The sequence below is a fragment of the Brevundimonas sp. FV1ye29L genome, assembly GCF_058681095.1.
On the sequence record NZ_CM178730.1, the window covers coordinates 1,620,638 to 1,640,618 of the forward strand.

The following is a 19,981-nucleotide window of genomic DNA, read 5'->3' on the forward strand; positions in this document are numbered from 1 at the left end:
GTTGTGACCGGCCCGGTTTCGGACAGGTTGCGGAGCGAGGTGCGGGACCGGGCGCGCCGCCTGCGCGACCGGGTCCGCCACGCCCGCCACCCCCTGACCGGCTGGCGAAAATGGGCCGTGATCGCGGGGCAGGGGCTGGCCGGGTTCGTCGCCCTGTTCGCCGCCGTCAATCTGGCGCTCAGCCTGTCGACGTTCCGCGGCGAGAATCCCGCCGCCCGCACGGCCCATGAGCTGGGCGTGCTCTGGTTCAGTACGGCGGGCGAGGGCCCGACCTCGACCCGCGCCTTCCAGGTCATCCACGGCGCCGCCCTGGGGTCCGACCCGACGCGCGATCAGCTGCGCGCGCATTTCGCCGCGGCTCTGGAGGGGGGCACCTTCCTGCTGGATCAGGTCATGATCGACCGGATGCAGGCGGTGAATGGTCGTATCGACGCCCGGGTGATGCCGCCCGGGGTCTATGTCGGGGCCCATGCCCTGGGCCCGGACGACGCGCCGCTGGTCTGGGTGACCAAATGGCTGGCGCACTATCTGCTGTTTCCGCGCCATTCCTATATCCTTGTGGTGCCGGCGGAGGGCGAGGCCGTGGTGTTTTCGGCCAGCCAGGCGGGCAAGTTCCCCGGCGACACCCGGTCGCCCAACCGGTTGTCGGCCCGTCTGACGCCCTATGACGACCAGGCCTACGACTTTCCGGGTTCGGGCGAGGCCCTGCACGAAATGACGCTGGTCAGCGGCGACCCGGATATCGTGGCCGCAGCGCCGGCCGCTCTGGACGCCGCGAGGCGCCGGCTGGACGCGCTTGATCGGCCCTATGGTCTGCTGGCCCCCAATTCGAATACCGTGGTCGGCTGCATCCTGGACGGCGCCGGCCTGATGTCGGCCGAGGCGCGACGCTCGGCCCTGCTGGCGCTGCGCGCTCCGGGCATGGGCGCGGCGTGTCCGGGAGAGATTGGCGGATGATCGATGCGGCTTCGCTTCCGCTGGAGCCCCCGGACCGCTATCAGGCGTTGGATCCCTTTCGTCCGTTCGCCGAACCGGCGCCCGGACCGCGTGCGAGGATATTGAACCATGCCCTTCGGCCCCCTGACCATGGTCGCCATCTATCTCACCGTCTGGTGGACGGTGCTGTTCGGCATCCTGCCGCTCGGCGCCTCGCAGGAGGATCAGAAGCCGCCAACCGACGGGGCCCAGTGGGGGGCGCCGGCCAAGCCGGATCTGAAGCGCAAATTCATCACCACCACCTGGGTCGCGGCGATCGTCTGGGCGATCATCATGGTCGTGATCTGGACGGGCATAATGCCGCTGCCGACCATGGGCTCCGCCTGACCGCCTAGCTTTCGCCCTGCTGCAACGTCTAAAGCTGCGTCCTGACTGAAACGACGGATTCCCTCATGCGCCTGTCGCGCTATTTCCTGCCCACGCTCAAAGAAGCCCCTTCCGACGCCCAGATCGTGTCGCACCAGCTGATGCTGCGCGCCGGTCTGATCAAACAGGAGGCGGCCGGCATCTATGCCTGGCTGCCGCTGGGCCTGCGTGTGCTCCGCAAGATCGAGCAGATCGTTCGTGAGGAGCAGGTGAGGGCGGGCGCGGTCGAGCTTCTGATGCCGACCCTGCAACTGGCCGATCTGTGGCGGGAGTCCGGACGGTATGACGCCTATGGCCCGGAGATGCTGCGCATCACCGACCGGCATGAACGCGAGCTGCTGTACGGCCCCACCAATGAGGAGATGGTCACCGACATCTTCCGGGGTTTTGTGAAGAGCTACAAACAGCTGCCGCTGAACCTGTTCCACATCCAGTGGAAATTCCGCGACGAGCGGCGTCCCCGGTTCGGCGTCATGCGCGGACGGGAATTCCTGATGAAGGACGCCTATTCGTTCGACATCGACGAGGCCTCGGCGCGCGTCGCCTACAACCGGATGTTCGCCGCCTATCTGAACACCTTTGCCCGGCTGGGGCTGAAGGCCGTGCCGATGCGCGCCGACACCGGGCCCATCGGCGGCGATCTGAGCCACGAGTTCATCGTCCTGGCCGAGACCGGCGAGAGCGAGGTTTTCTGCGATCGCAAACTGGTCGAGATGGCGCCGCCCGGGCATGGCCTGGACACGGACTCGCTCCAGGCCGTGTTCGACGAACGCACCGCCCTCTATGCCGCGACCGAGGAAATGCACGATCCGGCGCAGTTCGAGGCCCAGACCGCCGAGGGCGACCGCCTCTCGGCGCGGGGCATCGAGGTCGGCCACATCTTCTATTTCGGCACCAAATACTCCGTGCCGATGAAGGCGAAGGTCGCCGGGCCCGACGGCAAGGACACCGAGGTCCATATGGGCAGCTACGGCGTCGGGGTGTCGCGCCTGCTGGGCGCCATCATCGAGGCCAGCCACGACGAGGGCGGCATCATCTGGCCGGACTCCGTCGCCCCGTTCGACGTGGTGGTGATCAATCTGCGCGCCAATGACGAGGCCGTCTCCGCCGCCTGCGAAGCGGCGGTGGCCCGGCTGGAAGCCGCCGGCAAGGACGTCCTCTATGACGACACCGACGAACGGCCGGGCGGCAAGTTCGCCACGGCCGATCTGATCGGCGTGCCCTGGCAGTTGACCATCGGACCCAAGGGGCTGGCCGACGGCGTGGTCGAGCTGAAACGCCGGGCGACGGGCGAGAAGCAGACGGTGGCGCTGGATGTGGCTCTGGAGCTGATCGGTTGACCGACGACGCCCTTCCCGCGACCAGACCCGCCGGCGCCTTCTCCGGCTGGGAAATCGGTCTGGCGCTCCGCTATCTGCGCGCCAAACGCAAGGAGGGCGGGGTCGCCCTGATCGCCATCATCAGCTTCGTCGGCATCATGCTGGCCGTGGCGGTGCTGATCAGCGTGATGAGCATCATGGCCGGGTTCCGCGCCGAACTGCTGGGCCGGATGCTGTCGTTCAACGGCCATATGTACGTCCAGGGGGCCGTGCTGACCGCCCTCGATCGGGATCAGGCCCTGGAGCGACTGGAGAAGGTGCCGGGCGTGATCAGCGTCAGCCCGATCGTCGAGGCCCAGAGTCTGGTGCGCGCCGGGGGCTATACGACCGGGGCTCTCGTGCGGGGGTTGCGACCCCAGGATCTGGCCTCGATGCAATATGTGTCGGACAGTCTGACGCCCGAGGCGCGGGCCGGTTTCGGCAAGGGCGCCTATGGCGGCGACCGCATCCTGATGGGTCAGGCCCTGATGGACCAGATGGGTCTCAGGGTCGGCGATCCCGTGACCCTCTATTCCCCGACCGGGGCCGACAGCGCCTTCGGCAATCTGGGCGGGCTGGAGAAGACCTATTTCATCGGCGGGGCCTATTCCTCGGGCACGGCAGACTATGACCGGGCCTATGTCTTCATGCCGCTGGAACAGGCCCAGCTGTTCTTCGGCAAGGACGGGGTGTGGGACGTGCTGGAGATGAAGATCTCCGACCCTGATGACGTCGCCGCCTTCATCGCCCCGGTCCAGCAGGCGGCGGGGCCGGGAGCCCTGGTCACGGACTGGCGTCAGCGGCTGGCGGCCTTCTGGGGCGCCCTGAAGGTCGAACGGGTGGCCATGAGCATCATCCTCGGCCTCGTCGTCGCCATCGCCGCCATGAACATCATCTCCGGCATCGTCATGCTGGTGAAGAACAAGGGCCGCGACATCGCCATCCTGAGAACCATCGGGGCCAGTCCGTCCTCGATCCTGCGCATCTTCTTCATGGCCGGCGCCGCGATCGGCGTGGCCGGGACCCTGGCGGGGCTGACGCTGGGCCTGCTGTTCTGCCTGAACATCGGCTCGATCCAGCATTTCATTGAGTGGATCACCGGGGTCCAGCTGTTCAACGCCGACGTCTATCAGCTCGACTCCATCCCCGCCCTGGTCGATCCGGTCGACGTGACCTGGGTGGCGATCTGGTCCCTGCTGATGAGCTGTGTCGCCAGCCTGCCGCCGTCATGGAACGCCTCGCGCATCGATCCGGTCGAGGCCCTGCGCTATGAGTAGTCCTGTCCTCAGCCTGCGCGGCGTGGAGCGCGCCTACAAGACTGGCAGGGGCGAGCTGACGGTGCTGAAGGGCGTCGATCTGGATGTCATGCCGGGCGAGATCGTCGGCCTGATCGGCCCCTCAGGCTCGGGCAAGTCGTCGCTGCTGCATGCGGCGGGCCTGTTGGAGCGGCCCACGGCCGGAACCGTGGCCATCGACGGCGAGGATGTCGGCGGGCTGGACGAGCGGGCCCGCACCCGGATCCGCCTCAGCCGTATCGGCTTTGTCTATCAGTTCCACCACCTGCTGCCCGAGTTCGACGCGCGCGACAATGTCGCCCTGCCCATGCGGATCGCGGGGGCCAGCGAGGCCGACGCCCGTCGTCGCGCCGAGGAGGTTCTGGCGGCCCTGGGTCTGGGCGAGCGGACGACGCACCAGCCGGCCCAGCTGTCGGGCGGGGAACAACAGAGGGTCGCTGTGGCCCGCGCCCTGGCCAACAAACCGCGCCTGCTGCTGGCCGATGAGCCGACCGGCAATCTGGATCCGGCGACCAGCCAGTCGGTGTTCGAATCCCTGCGCGACCTGGCCCACACCACCGGCGTCGCCGCCCTGATCGCCACCCACAATATGGAACTGGCGGGCCATATGGACCGCGTCTTTGCCCTGAAAGACGGGCTTCTGGTCCAGCGGGCGGCGGAGAGCCAGACCTACTGACGCCTATTTCTTGCCGGGCGGCTGGGTGAAGGGCGAGGTGCCGACCACGACGGCCGGCTTGGGTTTCTCCGCCTTGGGTTTGCGGGTTTCCTTGTTGCTGCGGACCTGACCCTTGGCCATGACGCGTCTCCTGACGCCTGCCGCCGACAGGCGGATGACTGGTGGCGTCCCGGGTGACCATAGACCCTCGCCCCCGGCCCGTCGCGCCCAATCCCCCCCGTCGCGGCCAAAGCCTCAGCCGACGGCGGCGGCGCCCCAGAGACGGCGCAGGTCGGTGCTGCGGCGGCAGCCGATCCGGTAGGCCTCGTAGCGGGCGTGGTGCAGGCGGGCGTAGTCCTGATGCTCGGCCCCGGCCGGCCAGAAGCGGGCGGCGGCCACGACCGGCGTGACAATGGGCCGGCCCAGGGCGCGCTGGGCGGCGGCGCGCGAGGCGTCGGCGGCGGCGCGCTGGGACGGGGACGCATAGACGGCGGTGACATAGGCCGGGCCCTGATCGCAGAACTGACCGTCGGGGTCGGTTGGATCGATGGTGCGCCAGTAGCGGTCGACCAGGGTGCGATAGCTGACGACCCGCGGGTCATAGGTCACCTGAACCGCCTCGCGATGGCCGGTGCCGCCGCGCACCACCTGCTCATAGGTCGGATTGGAGGTGCGCCCGCCGACAAAGCCGGAGACGGCCGACCGTACGCCGCGCAGGCCGTCGAAGGCCTTTTCCTGCGACCAGAAACAGCCGCCGGCGAAGACCGCCACCTCAAACCCCGGCGGCGGCGCGGCCGGGGCGGCCTCGGCCTCTTGCACAGGGGGCGAGCAGCCGATCAGGGCGACGAGGGCGATCAGGCCGGCGATCCGGGATTTCATGGTCGGCTCCGCAAACGGTTCACAGGCAGACTACGACGAAATCACCGTTTTGGTTTCGTTCGCGCCTTGACGAGAACAAACAGCCAACATAGAACAATACCGGAACACACAGGATGGTCTGGGGATAAGACGATGTCGAGACTGGTTCGGGATATGCTGTCGCTTGCATCATGCGGCGGGTTTGTCTGGATGGTATGGCAGGCGGCGCAGCTGGCGGCATGAGTCGCTTCCGGCCTGCACATCAGGAGCAGGCCATTACCGACGCTGTCGACATCGCGGGCGCCGCTGGCGGGTTCGTCCATCTACGGGTCCGGTCCGCCTATTCGCTGCTGGAAGGCGCGATCAAGGCGGCCAAGGTCCCGGCTTTGGCCCAGGGATTGGGCATGCCGGCGGTGGCGGTGGCTGACCGGGTCAATCTGTTCGGGGCGCTCGAGTTTTCCGAGGCGGCCAAGGGTCTGGGCGTCCAGCCGATTATCGCCTGCACCCTGCCGGTCAGCGGTATCGGCGGCCAGATCTCCGACCGCTGGGCCCGGACCGCGACTGTCGTCCTGATCGCCCAGGATGCGGCGGGCTGGCAGAATCTGTCGGCGCTGTCGTCAGCAGCCTATCTGGAGATCGAGGCGACCGACGAGCCGCATGTGCCATGGAGTCTGGTGACGGCGCGGTCAGAGGGGCTGATCCTGCTGTCCGGCGGACCGGACGGGCCCGTCGACCCCCTGTTCGTGCAGGGCAAGGCCGGGGAGGCGGGCCTCGCCCTGACCGAGATGGCCCGGGTGTTCGGCGACCGCTTCTATGTCGAGCTGCAGCGTCACGGCACATCGGCCGAGGCGGCGGCCGAGGGCGGTCTGATCGACTGGGCCTATGCCCATGACGTCCCGCTGGTGGCGACCAATGACGTCCACTATGCGAAGGCGGCCCAGGCGAAGTCGCATGACGCCCTTCTGTGCATCGCCGACGGCGCCTTCACCGGTCAGGAGGACCGTCGCCGGATCACCGGCCAGCACTGGTTCAAACCGGCCGACGAGATGCGGCGGCTGTTCGCGGACCTGCCCGAGGCCTGCGACAACACCATCGACATCGCCCGGCGCTGCGCCTTTCTGGTCAGGACCCATCCTCCGATCCTGCCGCGTTTCGATACGGGGGACGGCCGGTCCGAACCGGACGAACTGATGCATCAGGCCCGCGAGGGGCTGAAGGAGCGGCTGAAACAGGTCACCCCCGCCGCACCGGAGGAGGACTACTGGAAACGGCTCGACTGGGAGGTCGGGATCATCACCCAGATGGGCTTCCCCGGCTATTTCCTGATCGTGGCCGACTTCATCAAATGGGCCAAGTCGCACGGCATTCCCGTGGGGCCGGGCCGGGGGTCCGGGGCAGGGTCGCTGGTCGCCTGGGCCCTGACCATCACCGATCTGGATCCCTTGCGGTTCGGCCTGCTGTTCGAGCGGTTCCTGAATCCCGAACGGGTCTCCATGCCCGACTTCGACATCGACTTCTGCCAGGAGCGGCGCGAAGAGGTCATCGACTACGTCCAGCAGCGTTATGGCCGCGACCGGGTGGCGCAGATCATCACCTTCGGCACGCTTCAGGCCCGGGCTGTGCTGCGCGATGTCGGCCGGGTGCTGCAGATGCCTCTGGGCCAGGTCGACCGTCTGGCCAAGATGGTGCCGGCCAACCCCGCCAACCCCGTCACCCTGGCCCAGGCCATCGAGCTGGAGCCCCGGCTGAAGGAGGCGCGCGACGCCGAGGCCTCGGTCGCCACCCTGCTGGCCACGGCCCTGGAGCTGGAGGGGCTGTACCGCAACGCCTCGACCCACGCGGCGGGCATCGTCATCGGCGACCGGCCTCTGGTCGAGCTGACGCCTCTGTACAAGGATCCGCGCTCCGACATTCCCGCCACCCAGTTCAACATGAAATGGGTCGAGCCGGCCGGGCTGGTGAAGTTCGACTTCCTCGGCCTCAAGACCCTGACGGTGCTGGACCGGGCGCACGGCTTCCTGGCGCGGCGCGGCGCGGCGCGCGACTTCAACCTGCTGCCGCTGGATGACGGCGCGACCTATGAGCTGATGGCCTCGGGCCAGACGGTCGGGGTGTTCCAGCTGGAATCCCAGGGCATGCGCGACACCCTGAGAAAGATGCGCTGCGGATCGATCGAGGAGATCACCGCCCTGATCTCGCTCTACCGGCCCGGGCCGATGGAGATGATCGACACCTATATCGACCGGAAATTCGGTCGGGCCGAGGTCGACTATCTGCACCCCTCCCTGACCGAGGTGCTGACCGAGACCTATGGGGTCATCATCTATCAGGAACAGGTGATGAAGATCGCCCAGGTCCTGGCGGGCTACAGCCTCGGCGAGGCCGACCTGCTGCGGCGGGCCATGGGCAAGAAGAAGAAGGAGGAGATGGATTTCCAGCGGGCGCGGTTCATCGCCGGCGCGCTCGAGAAGTCGGTCCCCGACGCCCAGTCCGGGTCGATCTTCGATCTGGTGGCCAAGTTCGCCGGCTATGGCTTCAACAAGTCGCACGCCGCCGCCTATGCCCTGATCAGCTATCAAACGGGCTGGCTGAAGGCGAACCATCCGGTCGAGTTCTTCGCCGCCTCCATGTCGCTGGACCTGTCGAACACCGACAAGCTGGCGGTCTTCTATCAGGACGCGCGCAAGTTCGAGGTGCCGGTGCGGGCGCCCGATGTGAACCGGTCCTCTGCCGACTTCGATGTCGCCTACGACGACGAGAAGGGCTCGGTCCTGTATGCGCTCGGCGCCATCCGCAACGTCGGGCTGGAGGCCATGAAGCACGTCGTCGAGGTGCGCGAGAATGGCGGTCGGTTCGCTGATATCTTCGACTTCCTCGAACGGGTCGATCCGCGCGCTGTGAACAAGCGCGCGCTGGAGGGGCTGGCCAAGGCCGGGGCCTTCGACACGATCCATCCCAACCGTCGGCAACTGGTCGAACAGGCCGATGTCCTGATGGCCTATTGCCAGTCGGTGGCGGCGGACCGGGCTTCGTCGCAGGTCAGTCTGTTCGGCGCCGATCAGGCCGGGGCGTCGCGCCCCCGTTTGAAAGCTGTCGACCCCTGGATCGGGCCGGAACAGCTGGATCACGAACTGTCCGCCGTCGGCTTCTATCTGTCCGGCCACCCGCTGGAGGACATGATCCCGGCGCTGAAGCGGAAACGCGTGACCTTTGTCGCCGAGGCCACGGCCCTGGCCGAACAGGGCCATGAGGCCTTCATGATGGCGGGGGTGGTGCGGCGGCGTCAGGAACGGGCCAGCGCGCGCACCGGCGAGAAATTCGCCTTCGTCGCCTTTTCGGACCCGACGGGGGAGTTCGAATGCCTGTTCCCGCCGGAACAGCTGCGCAAATGCCGCGAGGTGCTGGAGGTCGGCACGGCCGTCATGGTCCGGATCCGCGCCAAGTCGGCGGACGGCGAGGTGCGGTTCTTCGGCGATGACGCCAGCCGGCTGGATGCCGTGATCGACGATTCCAGCGCGGCCCTGCGGGTCCATGTCTCCGCCCGGGCGGTCGACCCGGCCGCCATTCGCGCCCGGCTGGATCGGGCGACGGCCGGGGCGGCGTCCGGAGCCGGCGGCGCGGGCGGACGGGGAGGGGAGGTGCTGCTGGTCGCCAGTCTGGATGGACGACACGAGGTGGAGATGCGTCTGCCCGGCCGTTACCGTCTGGATGCGGCGCTACGCGGGGCGCTCAAGACCGCGCCGGGCGTCCTGATGCTGGAAGACGCCTGATGGCGGGGCTTTTGGCGATTTCGGCGGCGGTGATGTTCGCCATACAGATGGGAGCGACAGGGATGCAGCACGCACGCGGGACCTTTGATGTCTCGATCACCCCCGTCCCGCCCTCGCCGGAATCCGCCGCTGATGTTCCGGGTCGGATGACGCTGGCCAAAACCTTCCACGGCGACCTGACCGGAACCGGTACGGGCGAGATGCTGGCGACGATGGCCCCCGGCGCCTCCGGGGCCTATGTGGCCATGGAGCGGGTCAACGGGACGATCGACGGGCGGACAGGCAGTTTCGCCCTGGTGCATCGCGGCCTGATGGACAGGGGCGAGCAGTCGCTGTTGATCACCATCGTACCGGGGTCCGGTACGGGCGATCTGGCCGGCATATCAGGCGTATTCCACCTGACGATCGCGGACGGCGAACACCGCTATGATCTGGAGTACGACCTGCCGGAGCCTTGAGGGGCACGTCCCTGCGGGGAACTGGCCATGGCGCCGTGTGTTTTTCCTTCTCAAAGGGAGACACGCCAATGAACATTCGCACCATCCTCGCCAGCGCCGCCTGCGTCGCAGCGCTCGGCGCCTGTACGCAGCAGGAGGCCGACAACACGGCCAATGAGGCCGGCTCGGCGGTCAACGCCGCCCAGGACGCAACCTCCATGGCGGTCGGCCAGACCTCGGCCGCGATACTGGGCGCCAATACGGTTGAGGGGTTTGTCAGCGCACTGACCATCTCCAACATGTATGAGCTGGAAGCGGCGCGGATCGCCGCCTCGAAGTCGCGGAACGACGCCGTTCGCGATCTGGCCGCCACCCTGACGGTCGACCATGCCGCCGCGACGGCGCGTCTGAAAGCCCTTGCCCCGACAGCGGCGCCCGGCGTGACGCTTCCAACCGGCATGGACGAGCGTCGTCAGGGTCTGATCGACAATCTGAACGCGGCGTCGCCGGCCGATTTCGACCGCGTGTGGCTGCAGCAGCAGGTGGCTGCGCATGATGAAACCCTGACGGTTCTGAACGGCTTTGCCGACAATACCGAGGCGCCCGCCCTGGCGGAGTTCGGGCGGGGCATGGTCGAGAAGATCACCATGCATCGCGACAAGGCCCAGGCCCTCCTGGACGCCATGTGATCCTCCGATCACCGGCTCGATCGCCGTCAGGACGCGGAAGCGCCGCCCACCGGTCCGTTGGTCGCAGGCGAAGGCCAGCGACCAACGCTGGGCCCGTCCAGCGGCAAATCCAGTGACCGTCGTGTGCCCATAGCCCGGGTGCGATTCGCGGCCGGCGCGGCGATCATCCGGCTGTCCGGGATGAAACCGGATCCGGGCCTGAAGAGGTTTGGCCCGTCATTCAGGCCACCCGTCATTCAGGCCAATGGCGCCGCGAGGGCGTCGGTCACGTCCAGTCCCAGGGCGCCGACACCCGCGATGTACGAAGGGGCGTCTGCATTCAGCGTGTAGGATTCGCTTCTTGAACTGCGGCCGCTTCCTCCGAGAAGAGGGTTGGAAAGTGCATTAGCCAGCCCTTCGAGGGCGCGCATTCCGCCCGATGTCGAGTTGTCCAGGGTGCCGATGCCGCCTCTGACTCCGATTTCTGCCTGGACCGATACCTGACCTGGACGACCGGAGGTCGGATAGACGTCCATCCAGGTCTTGTGTGGGTTGGACGACAATCCGGTTTCCGTGTTGATGGTTGTGGTCCGTACCAGTCCGCCGTTGCCAAAGACATCCGGTACCCGCCATTCCGAACCCTGGTCAGCCGTCATCTTGACCGGATTGACGGTGAGCAGAAGGCCGATGACGGCGACATCATTCGCCCGCGCCTGCTCCCTCAGATGTTCTGTGGCAGTCAGGCCTGCGCGCAAGGCCCCCATGTTCGCAATCCCGGCAAATCCGCCCCCTGTCGAAACCCACCCCTGCAGCGGGAAAAAGCCACCAAAGGCCGAGGGGCCATACCGGACCATTTCAACCGAGGATCCGCCGCCTTCGCTAAACTGGTCGGATGCACCGTTGGGCTGGGGGGCCACCCGGTCGCGCAAGGAGGCAATCAGGCTGGTGTTGTCCACAACGTCGATGCCTCTGCCTCCAAGGGCCGAGATGGCGGCTCCATAGGCCGCATCGGCGGCGGCGATGTAGTCTTCAGCCATCAAGCCCGCCAGGTTCGTTTGAACATTGACGCTTGAGGACGCCAGTCGGGACCGGAAACCGCCGCCCACCGACTGACTGGCCTTGCGCTCGGTCACGAAATTGAGGCCGAAGCTGCCGATCATGACACGACGAATACCCGCGATGGCGCGACCGTTTACGATCCGGACGCGACGGTCGGCAGCCATGGCCATCGACGGCAAGGCGACCCCGCCCACGGTGAGAAGCGTTGAGGCGGCGGCGGCTTTGAGAAGGTTGCGACGGTCAAGGCTGTCGGGAAGGATCATGGTCGGCTCCTGCTTTACTGGAGCGAACTTGGAGAAGGGTCGGGCCGGGAGCCAGTTTCCAAACCTGACGGTACAGAGGTCTTGTTGCCGCTTGCCTTTTTCCGCCGATACGCCTATGTCCGCGCCCACTTCACACGCAGGCGTGGCGTGGGTCGGGGAGACATCCCGATCCGGGCCGTTCCGAGGAGTCATCCGGCTCTTTACCCGTCTGCGGCGGAACAATCGGAAAAAGGACTTCCAACAATGGCTCTGCCTGACGTCTCCATGCGTTCGCTCCTCGAAGCCGGCGCCCACTTCGGCCACCAGACGCACCGGTGGAACCCGAAGATGGAACGCTACATCTTCGGATCGCGCTCCAACATCCACATCATCGACCTGTCGCAGTCCCTGCCCCTGTTCCATCAGGCGCTGGTGGCCGTGCGTGAAGTCGCCGCCAAGGGCGGTCGCGTGCTGTTCGTCGGCACCAAGCGCCAGGCCGCCGATCCGGTGGCCGAGGCCGCCAAGCGCTGCGCCCAGTACTATATGAACAACCGCTGGCTCGGCGGCACCCTGACCAACTGGCGCACCGTCTCGGGCTCGATCGCCCGCCTGCGCGAGCTGGAGACGCTGCTGGAATCGGGCGGCGACGGCCGGGTGAAGAAGGAGCTGCTGACCCTTCAACGCGAGAAGGACAAGCTGGAGCTGTCGCTGGGCGGCATCAAGGACATGGGTTCGATTCCGGACATCATGTTCGTGATCGACACCAACAAGGAAGCGATTGCGATCCAGGAAGCCCGCAAGCTGAACATCCCGATCATCGCCATCCTCGACACCAATTCGGACCCCGACGGCATCACCTATCCAATCCCGGGCAACGATGACGCCGCCCGCGCCATCCAGACCTACTGCGACCTGATCGCCGACGCCGTGCTGGACGGCCTGGCCGCCGGCGCGTCCCAGTCGGGCATCGACCTGGGCGCGTCCGAGAACCCGGTCGAGCCGATGCTGGCTGAAACTGCTGCGCCGGTTGCCGCCGACGCCGCCCCGGCCGGCACCGAAGCTGTCGGCGAGGAAATGCTCGCCGCCTCGGGCGAGGAGCCGTCGGCTGAAGCGCCCGTCGCCGAGGAACAGACCAACGCCTGACCGGTTCGGTCCGGTATTCCGGACCGTCCGTCAAACTGACATGCGGCCGGGCTAGATCAGCCCGGCCGTTCCCGCATTGCGAAGACCCCCGATTCGATACCAGGAGCTATACAATGGCTGAGATCACCGCCGCCCTCGTCATGGAACTGCGCGCCAAGTCCGGCGTCGGCATGATGGATTGCAAGAAGGCGCTGCAGGAAACCGACGGCGACATCAATGCCGCGATCGACTGGCTGCGCGCCAAGGGCCTGTCCAAGGCCGCCAAGAAGGCCGACCGCGTCGCCGCCGAGGGCCTGGTGGCCGTCGCCGCGCGCCCTGAGGGCAAGGGCGAAGTCGCCTCCGCCATCGAGTTCAACGCCGAGACCGACTTCGTCGCCCGCAACGAACTGTTCCAGAACGCCGCCAAGGCCTTCGCCCTTCAGGGTCTGGATCACGACAGCCTGGAGGCCCTGCACGGCGCCAGGCTGGAAAGCGGAACGACCGTCCAGGACGAGGTCACCCAGCTGATCGCCACCGTCGGCGAAAACATGCAACTGCGTCGCGCCGCCCGCCTGTCGGTGTCGGAAGGCGTCGTCTCGACCTATGTCCATAACGCGGTGTCGCCGGGCGTCGGCCGCATCGGCGTGCTGGTGGCTCTCGAAGGCGAAGGCGATCAGTCCGCCCTGCGCGAACTGGGCCGCAAGATCGCCATGCACGTCGCCGCCACGGCGCCGCTGTCGCTGAACACCGACGATCTGGACCCGGCCGCGATCGAAAAGGAACGCGCCGTCCTGACCGAAAAGGCCAAGGAAGAGGGCAAGCCGGAAAACATGATCGCCAAGATCGTGGAAGGCCAGATCAACAAGTTCCAGAAGGACGTGGTCCTGACCAAACAGCCGTTCGTCATGGACCCGGACGTCACCATCGAGCAGCTGGTGGCCAACACGGGCAAGGAACTCGGCTCGTCGAACCTGCATCTGGCCGGCTTCGTCCGCCTGGCCCTGGGTGAAGGCGTGGAGAAGGTTGAAGGACCGGACTTCGCCGCCGAGGTCGCCTCGATGATGGCGCCGCAGGCCTGATCCTGATCAGACGGGCGAAGGATAGAAGGGCCGGCGAGCGATCGCCGGCCCTTCATTCGTTTGGGGTTTGCGGATTCCATCTGTTCGCGGCACATGTGACCCCTCACTGAACAAGGGGTCTGGTCTTGTCGCGTCTGCTTGCCGCCGTTTCCGCCATCAGCCTTCTGGCCGCTGCGCCGGCCTTCGCCCAGCCGGTCGATCTCGACTCCGTCAACGGCATCATCGATCAGGGCCTGAATCACTCCGAGGTGATGCTGACCGCCGCCCACCTGACCGACCGGATCGGGGGGCGTATGACCAACTCGCCGCAGATGCGCGAAGCCGAACGGTGGACCCAGGCGCGGTTCCGCGACTGGGGTCTGTCCAACATCCGGGCCGAGGGTTTCGAGTTCGGACGCGGCTGGTCCATCGTCCGGTCCAGCGCCCGGATGACGGAGCCCCGGGTCATCGACCTGAGAGCCATTCCGATCGCCTGGACTCCTTCCACGGATGGCGTGGTGAGCGGCGGGGTCGTGGTGGCCACGATCACCAGCGCCGGCCAGTTTGACCAATGGCGCGGCAAGCTGCGCGGCAAGATCGTCATGGTGACCCGGCCCGACACGGGCTCAGAGCCGACGGAGGCCCCGTTCCGCCGCTGGACCGACGCCGACCTGGCCAATCCCGCCAGCTTCGTCCAGCCGCGCCACGACCCCGACGCCGCCGAAAAGGCGGCGCGCTCGGGCCGCGCCGATTTCGCCCTGCAACTGGATGCCTTCCTCGCGGAGGAGGGGGCCCTGGCCATGGTCCGGATGTCGCAACGGGATGGCGGGCTGCTGCACGGCACAGGCTATACCTACCGGGTCGGCGCCACGCCGAAGGTTCCGGGGATGGAGCTGGCGGCCGAGGACTACCGCCGTCTGGCCCGGCTGGCCCTGACCGATACGCCGCCGACGCTGGAACTGATGAGCGAGGTCCGGTTCCACGATGAGGACGTCAAGGCCTACAACATCCTGGCCGACATCCCCGGGACCGACCGGTCGGGCGAATATGTCATGGCCGGCGCCCATCTGGACAGCTGGGTCGCATCGGACGGTGCGGTCGACAACGCCGCCGGCAGCGCCGTCATCATGGAGGCCGCCCGCATCCTGAAGACCCTGGGCGTCCGTCCGAAGCGCAGCATCCGGTTCGCCTTGTGGAATGGCGAGGAGCAGGGGCTGCTCGGCTCACTGGCCTATGTCGACCAGCACCTGGCCACGCGCGCGCCTCTCGGGGACGCGGCGGCGGACGCCCTGCCGAACGGCCAGACCTGGCGCGCCCGCTGGCCGATCCAGCCGCGGGAGGGTCATGGCGACCTGGTGGCCTATTTCAATATCGACAACGGCTCGGGCAAGATCCGCGGCATCAATGCCGAGGGCAATATCGCCGCCGCGCCGGTCCTGCGGGACTGGCTGGCGCCGTTCGCCAGCATGGGGGTCTCGACCGTGTCCCTGCGCCCGTCGGGGGGCACCGACCACGTCTATATGCAGACCGTCGGCATTCCCGGGTTCCAGTTCATCCAGGACCCGCTCGATTACGGCAGCCGGCTTCACCACACCTCGATCGACAGCTACGATCACCTGAAGCCCGAGGATCTGCGGCAGGCGGCCGTGGTTCTGGCCAGCGTCCTGCTCAGCGCCGCCAACAGCGACGAACCCCTGCCGCGCATGCCGCTGCCGACCCGGCCGACGGCAAGCGATCCCTACGCCTATCCCGCGCCGAATTGATCGGGCAGACAGGGCGCGCGCACCGGCGCCGCCCGATATTGACGGATCGGCGCGTTCGGCTTTGAAGCCGGGCGCGCCAATCGTCTATGATGACGCGCCGACTCCGACCAGAAAGACACTCATGACCCACGCCAGCCCCAAGCCTGCCTACAAGCGCGTCCTGCTGAAGGTGTCGGGCGAAGTCCTGATGGGCGAGCAGGGCTATGGCATTGACATGCAGACCGTCGACGGGGTCGCGGCCGCCATCAAGGGCGTGACCGAGGGCGGCACCGAGATCTGTCTCGTCATCGGCGGCGGCAATATCTTCCGTGGCCTGTCGAAGGCGGCGGCGGACATGGAGCGCGCCAGCGCCGACTATATGGGCATGCTGGCCACGGTCATGAACGCCCTCGCCATGCAGAATGCCCTGGAGAAGATCGGCGTCGAGACCCGCGTGCAGAGCGCCATTCCCATGGCCGCCGTCGCCGAGCCCTATATCCGCCGCCGGGCCGTCCGCCATATGGAAAAGGGGCGGGTGGTCATCTTCGCCGCCGGCACCGGCAATCCCTATTTCACCACCGACACCGCCGCCGCCCTGCGCGCCGCCGAGATGAATTGCGACGCCCTGCTGAAGGGCACCTCGGTCGACGGCGTCTATTCGGCTGATCCCAAGAAGGACAAGGCCGCCACCCGCTACGACCGCCTGACCTATCAGGACGTGCTGACCCAGAACCTGCGGGTCATGGATGCGGCGGCGATCGCCCTGATGCGCGAGAGCCGCATTCCCATCGTGGTCTTCTCGATCCGTGAGGAAGATTCCCTGCGCAAGGTCCTGAGCGGTCAGGGCACGTTCACCGTCATCAGCGACACGCCGGCCGCCTGACCGCCGGCCGACCCTGAAGACCGAAACCGAGGAGACACGACGATGGCGAAACCCGATCTGAAGACCTACCGCGACCGTATGGACCGCGCTGTGACCGCCCTGAAGGAAGAGTTCAGCGGCCTGCGCACCGGCCGGGCCCACGCCGGCCTGCTGGATCCGGTCAAGGTGGAGGCCTATGGCGCCTCGTCGCCCCTGACCGCCGTCGCCGCCATCAGCGTGCCCGAGCCGCGCATGATCTCGGTCAGCGTCTGGGACAAGGGCATGGTGTCGGCCGTCGAGAAGGCGATCCGCAACGCCAACCTCGGCCTCAATCCGATCGTCGACGGACAGATGCTTCGCATCCCCGTGCCGCCCCTGACGGAAGAGCGCCGGAAGGATCTGGCCAAGCTGGCGGCCAAATACGCCGAACAGCAGAAAATCGCGGTCCGCAACGTTCGTCGCGACGCCAACGACGACCTGAAAAAGGCCGAGAAGGCCGGCGATATCAGCCAGGACGAGCAAAAAAAGATGGAGGCCGAGGTCCAGAAGGACACCGATGCGGCCATCAAGCGTATCGACGATACCTTGAAGACCAAGGAAGTTGAGATCATGCAGGTCTGACGCCAGACCCGCCCACCCCACAGCCGCCGCAACGATCCGCCCCTTGCCCCAGACCCCGGACGCCCTCGCACTGGAATCCACGACATGACGGCCCTCACCGACGGTCGGCCCGGGTCGCCCGCCGGTCCACGCCACGTCGCCATCATCATGGACGGCAATGGACGCTGGGCGAAGGCGCGGGGCCTGCCCCGGGTCATGGGGCACCGGGAGGGGGTCAAGGCGCTGAAGCGCACCATCGAGGCCGCGCCGCGTCTCGGCCTGGAATGTGTGACGGTGTTCGGATTCTCGACAGAGAACTGGTCGCGGCCGGCGGATGAGGTCTCGGACCTCATGGGGCTTGTCCGGAACTATCTGACCAGCGATCTGGACCGTATGGAGCGCGAGGGCGTCCGGTTGCGGGTCCTCGGTCGCCGTCAGGGCCTGCCGGCGGATATCGTCCGGATCATCGACAGCGCCGAGGCCCGCACGGCGCGCAATGACCGCTTTCTGTTACAGGTCGCTTTCAACTACGGCGGGCGCGCCGACATCGTCGACGCCGCCCAGCGTCATATCGACCGGCTGCTGGCCGGCGAGGCCTGCGGTCCTCTGGATGAGGCGACCCTCGGCGCCGGCCTGTCTTCGGCCGGGGCGCCCGAGGTCGACCTGATCGTACGCACGTCGGGCGAGCAGCGTCTGTCCAACTTCCTCCTGTGGGAGGCGGCCTATGCCGAGATGGTGTTCCAGGACGTGCTCTGGCCCGACTACGGCCATGACGCCCTCGCCGAGGCCGTCGCCGCCTTCAGGATGCGGGAGCGCCGCTTCGGCGGCGTCGAGGCCCGTCCGGCCATGGCGGCCGGCTGATGGCGCTGCGGACCCGCGACATCGCCCTGCGCGCCGCCTCGGCCGCCGTCCTGGCGCCCGCCGCCGTCCTGGCGACCTGGGCAGGCGGCGTCTGGTTTCTGGGGCTCCTGATCGTCGCGACCGGGTTGCTGGCGATGGAATGGGCGATGATGAGCGCCCACGGCGCCTGGCGGGTCATGGCGTCGATCATCGCCGTCGTCGTTGTCGCTGCGGTCGTCACGACCTATCTGGGGCGGCTTCCGGTCGGTCTCGGCCTGCTGCTGGCAGGGGCGCTGATGGCCGGCGCGGCGGCGCGGCTGAGGGGGTTGCAGGCGCTGAACACGGCCTATGGCGTCCTCTATCTGGGCTGGCCGGTCGTGCTGTTGATCTGGCTGCGCGACGGCCACGATACCATCGGCCTGCACTGGACGGTGCTGGTGTTCGCCGTCGCCTGGGCGTCCGACATCCTGGCCTATCTGGTCGGCAGCCTGGTGGGCGGGCCGAAACTGTGGCCGCGTTTTTCGCCGAACAAGACCTGGTCCGGCTTTGTCGGCGGCCTCGTCGCCGGGATGGTCGCCGGCGGCGCCATGGCGGCCTGGCTGGAGATGGGCCGGCTGAACGTCTTCTGGGGCGCAGTCCTCGGTCTGGTCGCCGCCCTGGCCACGATGGCGGGCGATCTGTGGGAATCGGCCCTGAAGCGTCGTTTCGGCGTCAAGGACGCCGGCAACCTCATCCCCGGACATGGCGGCCTGCTCGACCGGGTGGACGGGCTGATGTTCGCCGTGGTCGTGGTCGCCGGCGGCCGGCTGCTGGTGCTGTTTCTGGAGGGGGCGATATGATTCGTCGCCGGATCACGGTGCTGGGGTCGACCGGATCGGTCGGCGGCTCGACGCTGGACCTGATGCAACAGGCCGAGGCGGCGGGCAGCGGGGCCTTTGAGGTCGAGGCGCTGACGGGCGGCGGCAATGTCGAACGTCTGGCGCAACAGGCCCTGCGCTGGCGCCCACGGGTCGCCGTCATCGCCGACCCTGCGAAACTGGGCGAGCTTCGCGCCGCCCTGGCGGGAACGGGTATCGAGACAGCGGCCGGGGACGAAGCCGTGGTCGAGGCCGCGACACGGCCGGCCGATCTGGTGATGGCCTCCATCGTCGGGGCGGCGGGTCTGCGTTCGACCTGGGCGGCCGCCGGGACGGGCGCGACCCTGGCCCTGGCCAACAAGGAGAGCCTGGTCTGCTGCGGGCCTCGCCTGATCGACCGCATCCGACAGGCCGGGGGGCGGCTGATCCCGGTTGATTCCGAACATTCCGCCATCTTCCAGGTCTTCCCCGCCGAGGCCCCGGAGCGGGTTTCGCGACTGATCCTTACGGCGTCGGGCGGCCCGTTCCGCAGCCTGTCCGGAGAGGCGATGCGCCGGGTCACGCCCGAGCAGGCCGTATCCCATCCGAACTGGAGTATGGGCGCCAAGATTTCGGTCGACAGCGCCACCATGGCCAACAAGGGTCTGGAGACCATCGAGGCCGCCTATCTGTTCGACATGCCGGTCGGGCGGATCGATGTCGTCGTCCATCCGGAATCGATCATTCACAGCCTGGTCGAATACGTCGACGGCTCGACCCTGGCCCAGATGGGGCCGCCGGACATGAAGACGCCGATCGCCTGCGCCCTGGCCTGGCCGGACCGCCTGGCGTGGCCGGCGCCGAAGCTGGACCTGGCCTCCCTCGGGCGACTGACGTTCGAGGCGCCCGATGACGTCCGGTTTCCGGCCCTGCGTCTGGCGCGCGACGCCCTGGCCGCCGGAGGCTGGGCGCCGGCTGTGTTCAACGCGGCCAATGAGGTTGCGGCCTATGCGTTTCTTGACCGCAAGCTGGGCTTTCTCAATATTGCCGCAGTCGTCGCCGAAACCCTCGACCGGGCGGTTGCGCTCGGGATCGGCTCGGGTCATGGCGACGGGTGTGAAGCGGCGCTTGATGTGGACGGCCAGTCGCGTCGACTGGCGCAGACCGTCGTTGCGAACCTGGCCATCGCCGCCTGAGGCGGAACGGAGCGTCTACAG

Annotated in this window: 19 protein-coding genes; 16 read left to right on the top strand and 3 right to left on the bottom strand. The window is 67.5% G+C overall.

Annotated elements, in window-relative coordinates; genetic code table 11:
* The first annotated feature begins 3 nt into the window (after positions 1-3).
* The 5 genes from ACW17W_RS07940 to ACW17W_RS07960 all read left to right on the top strand — a co-directional run bounded on the left by ACW17W_RS07940 (position 4) and on the right by ACW17W_RS07960 (position 4,691).
* Positions 4-957: a hypothetical protein gene (locus tag ACW17W_RS07940; protein ID WP_492080211.1), complete on the top strand. Its 954-nt coding sequence runs from the start codon at positions 4-6 to the stop codon at positions 955-957.
* Positions 958-1,065: 108 nt separating this feature from the next.
* Positions 1,066-1,323, top strand: a complete 258-nt coding sequence (locus ACW17W_RS07945; RefSeq protein ID WP_492080212.1) for a DUF1467 family protein — start codon at positions 1,066-1,068, stop codon at positions 1,321-1,323.
* A 65-nt stretch (positions 1,324-1,388) separates the two neighbouring features.
* Entirely contained in the window at positions 1,389-2,702 is a 1,314-nt protein-coding gene (proS, locus tag ACW17W_RS07950; RefSeq protein ID WP_492080213.1) for a proline--tRNA ligase, read from the top strand.
* Positions 2,699-3,997, top strand: a complete 1,299-nt coding sequence (locus ACW17W_RS07955; RefSeq protein ID WP_492080214.1) for a lipoprotein-releasing ABC transporter permease subunit — start codon at positions 2,699-2,701, stop codon at positions 3,995-3,997. The genes proS and ACW17W_RS07955 overlap by 4 nt, the downstream gene beginning before the upstream one ends.
* Positions 3,990-4,691, top strand: a complete 702-nt coding sequence (locus ACW17W_RS07960) for an ABC transporter ATP-binding protein (RefSeq protein ID WP_492080215.1) — start codon at positions 3,990-3,992, stop codon at positions 4,689-4,691. The genes ACW17W_RS07955 and ACW17W_RS07960 overlap by 8 nt, the downstream gene beginning before the upstream one ends.
* Before the next feature lie 3 nt (positions 4,692-4,694).
* On the opposite strand, the gene ACW17W_RS07965 is transcribed toward ACW17W_RS07960, so the two are convergent.
* Together ACW17W_RS07965 and msrA are read right to left on the bottom strand one after the other, a co-directional pair.
* Positions 4,695-4,811 carry a hypothetical protein gene (locus tag ACW17W_RS07965; RefSeq protein WP_492080216.1) on the bottom strand — a complete coding sequence of 39 codons (117 nt, stop codon included), beginning with the start codon at positions 4,809-4,811 and terminating at the stop codon, positions 4,695-4,697.
* 114 nt (positions 4,812-4,925) lie between these two features.
* Entirely contained in the window at positions 4,926-5,549 is a 624-nt protein-coding gene (msrA, locus tag ACW17W_RS07970) for a peptide-methionine (S)-S-oxide reductase MsrA (protein ID WP_492080217.1), read from the bottom strand.
* Between the two features lie 272 nt (positions 5,550-5,821).
* On the opposite strand from msrA, the gene dnaE reads away from it, so the two are divergent.
* From dnaE to ACW17W_RS07985, 3 genes are all read left to right on the top strand, one after another.
* On the top strand, positions 5,822-9,298 hold the full coding sequence (gene dnaE, locus ACW17W_RS07975) for a DNA polymerase III subunit alpha (protein ID WP_492080289.1): 3,477 nt from the start codon (positions 5,822-5,824) through the stop codon (positions 9,296-9,298).
* Entirely contained in the window at positions 9,298-9,756 is a 459-nt protein-coding gene (locus ACW17W_RS07980; protein WP_492080218.1) for a DUF3224 domain-containing protein, read from the top strand. The genes dnaE and ACW17W_RS07980 overlap by 1 nt, the downstream gene beginning before the upstream one ends.
* Before the next feature lie 68 nt (positions 9,757-9,824).
* Complete coding sequence (locus ACW17W_RS07985) at positions 9,825-10,424, top strand: DUF4142 domain-containing protein (protein ID WP_492080219.1); 600 nt, start codon at positions 9,825-9,827, stop codon at positions 10,422-10,424.
* Between the two features lie 236 nt (positions 10,425-10,660).
* Here ACW17W_RS07985 and ACW17W_RS07990 read toward each other — a convergent pair whose 3' ends face one another.
* On the bottom strand, positions 10,661-11,725 hold the full coding sequence (locus tag ACW17W_RS07990; RefSeq protein ID WP_492080220.1) for a hypothetical protein: 1,065 nt from the start codon (positions 11,723-11,725) through the stop codon (positions 10,661-10,663).
* Positions 11,726-11,968: 243 nt separating this feature from the next.
* Here ACW17W_RS07990 and rpsB point away from each other — a divergent pair, with 243 nt between their 5' ends.
* From rpsB to dxr, 8 genes are all read left to right on the top strand, one after another.
* Positions 11,969-12,847: a 30S ribosomal protein S2 gene (gene rpsB / locus ACW17W_RS07995; RefSeq protein ID WP_492080221.1), complete on the top strand. Its 879-nt coding sequence runs from the start codon at positions 11,969-11,971 to the stop codon at positions 12,845-12,847.
* 113 nt (positions 12,848-12,960) lie between these two features.
* A complete protein-coding gene (gene tsf, locus ACW17W_RS08000) occupies positions 12,961-13,905 on the top strand; it encodes a translation elongation factor Ts (RefSeq protein WP_492080222.1) in 945 nt (314 codons plus the stop codon).
* 125 nt (positions 13,906-14,030) lie between these two features.
* Entirely contained in the window at positions 14,031-15,647 is a 1,617-nt protein-coding gene (locus ACW17W_RS08005) for a M20/M25/M40 family metallo-hydrolase (protein WP_492080223.1), read from the top strand.
* Between the two features lie 121 nt (positions 15,648-15,768).
* Positions 15,769-16,509, top strand: coding sequence for a UMP kinase (gene pyrH / locus ACW17W_RS08010; RefSeq protein ID WP_492080224.1), 741 nt, complete (start codon positions 15,769-15,771; stop codon positions 16,507-16,509).
* 42 nt (positions 16,510-16,551) lie between these two features.
* A complete protein-coding gene (gene frr / locus ACW17W_RS08015) occupies positions 16,552-17,109 on the top strand; it encodes a ribosome recycling factor (protein ID WP_492080225.1) in 558 nt (185 codons plus the stop codon).
* An 84-nt stretch (positions 17,110-17,193) separates the two neighbouring features.
* Positions 17,194-17,949, top strand: a complete 756-nt coding sequence (uppS, locus tag ACW17W_RS08020; RefSeq protein ID WP_492080226.1) for a polyprenyl diphosphate synthase — start codon at positions 17,194-17,196, stop codon at positions 17,947-17,949.
* On the top strand, positions 17,949-18,767 hold the full coding sequence (locus tag ACW17W_RS08025; RefSeq protein WP_492080227.1) for a phosphatidate cytidylyltransferase: 819 nt from the start codon (positions 17,949-17,951) through the stop codon (positions 18,765-18,767). The genes uppS and ACW17W_RS08025 overlap by 1 nt, the downstream gene beginning before the upstream one ends.
* Positions 18,764-19,960 (top strand): 1-deoxy-D-xylulose-5-phosphate reductoisomerase, encoded by a 1,197-nt coding sequence (dxr, locus tag ACW17W_RS08030; protein WP_492080228.1) that lies wholly within the window; start codon positions 18,764-18,766, stop codon positions 19,958-19,960. Before ACW17W_RS08025 ends, dxr begins: the two co-directional genes overlap by 4 nt.
* Positions 19,961-19,981 lie beyond the last annotated feature (21 nt).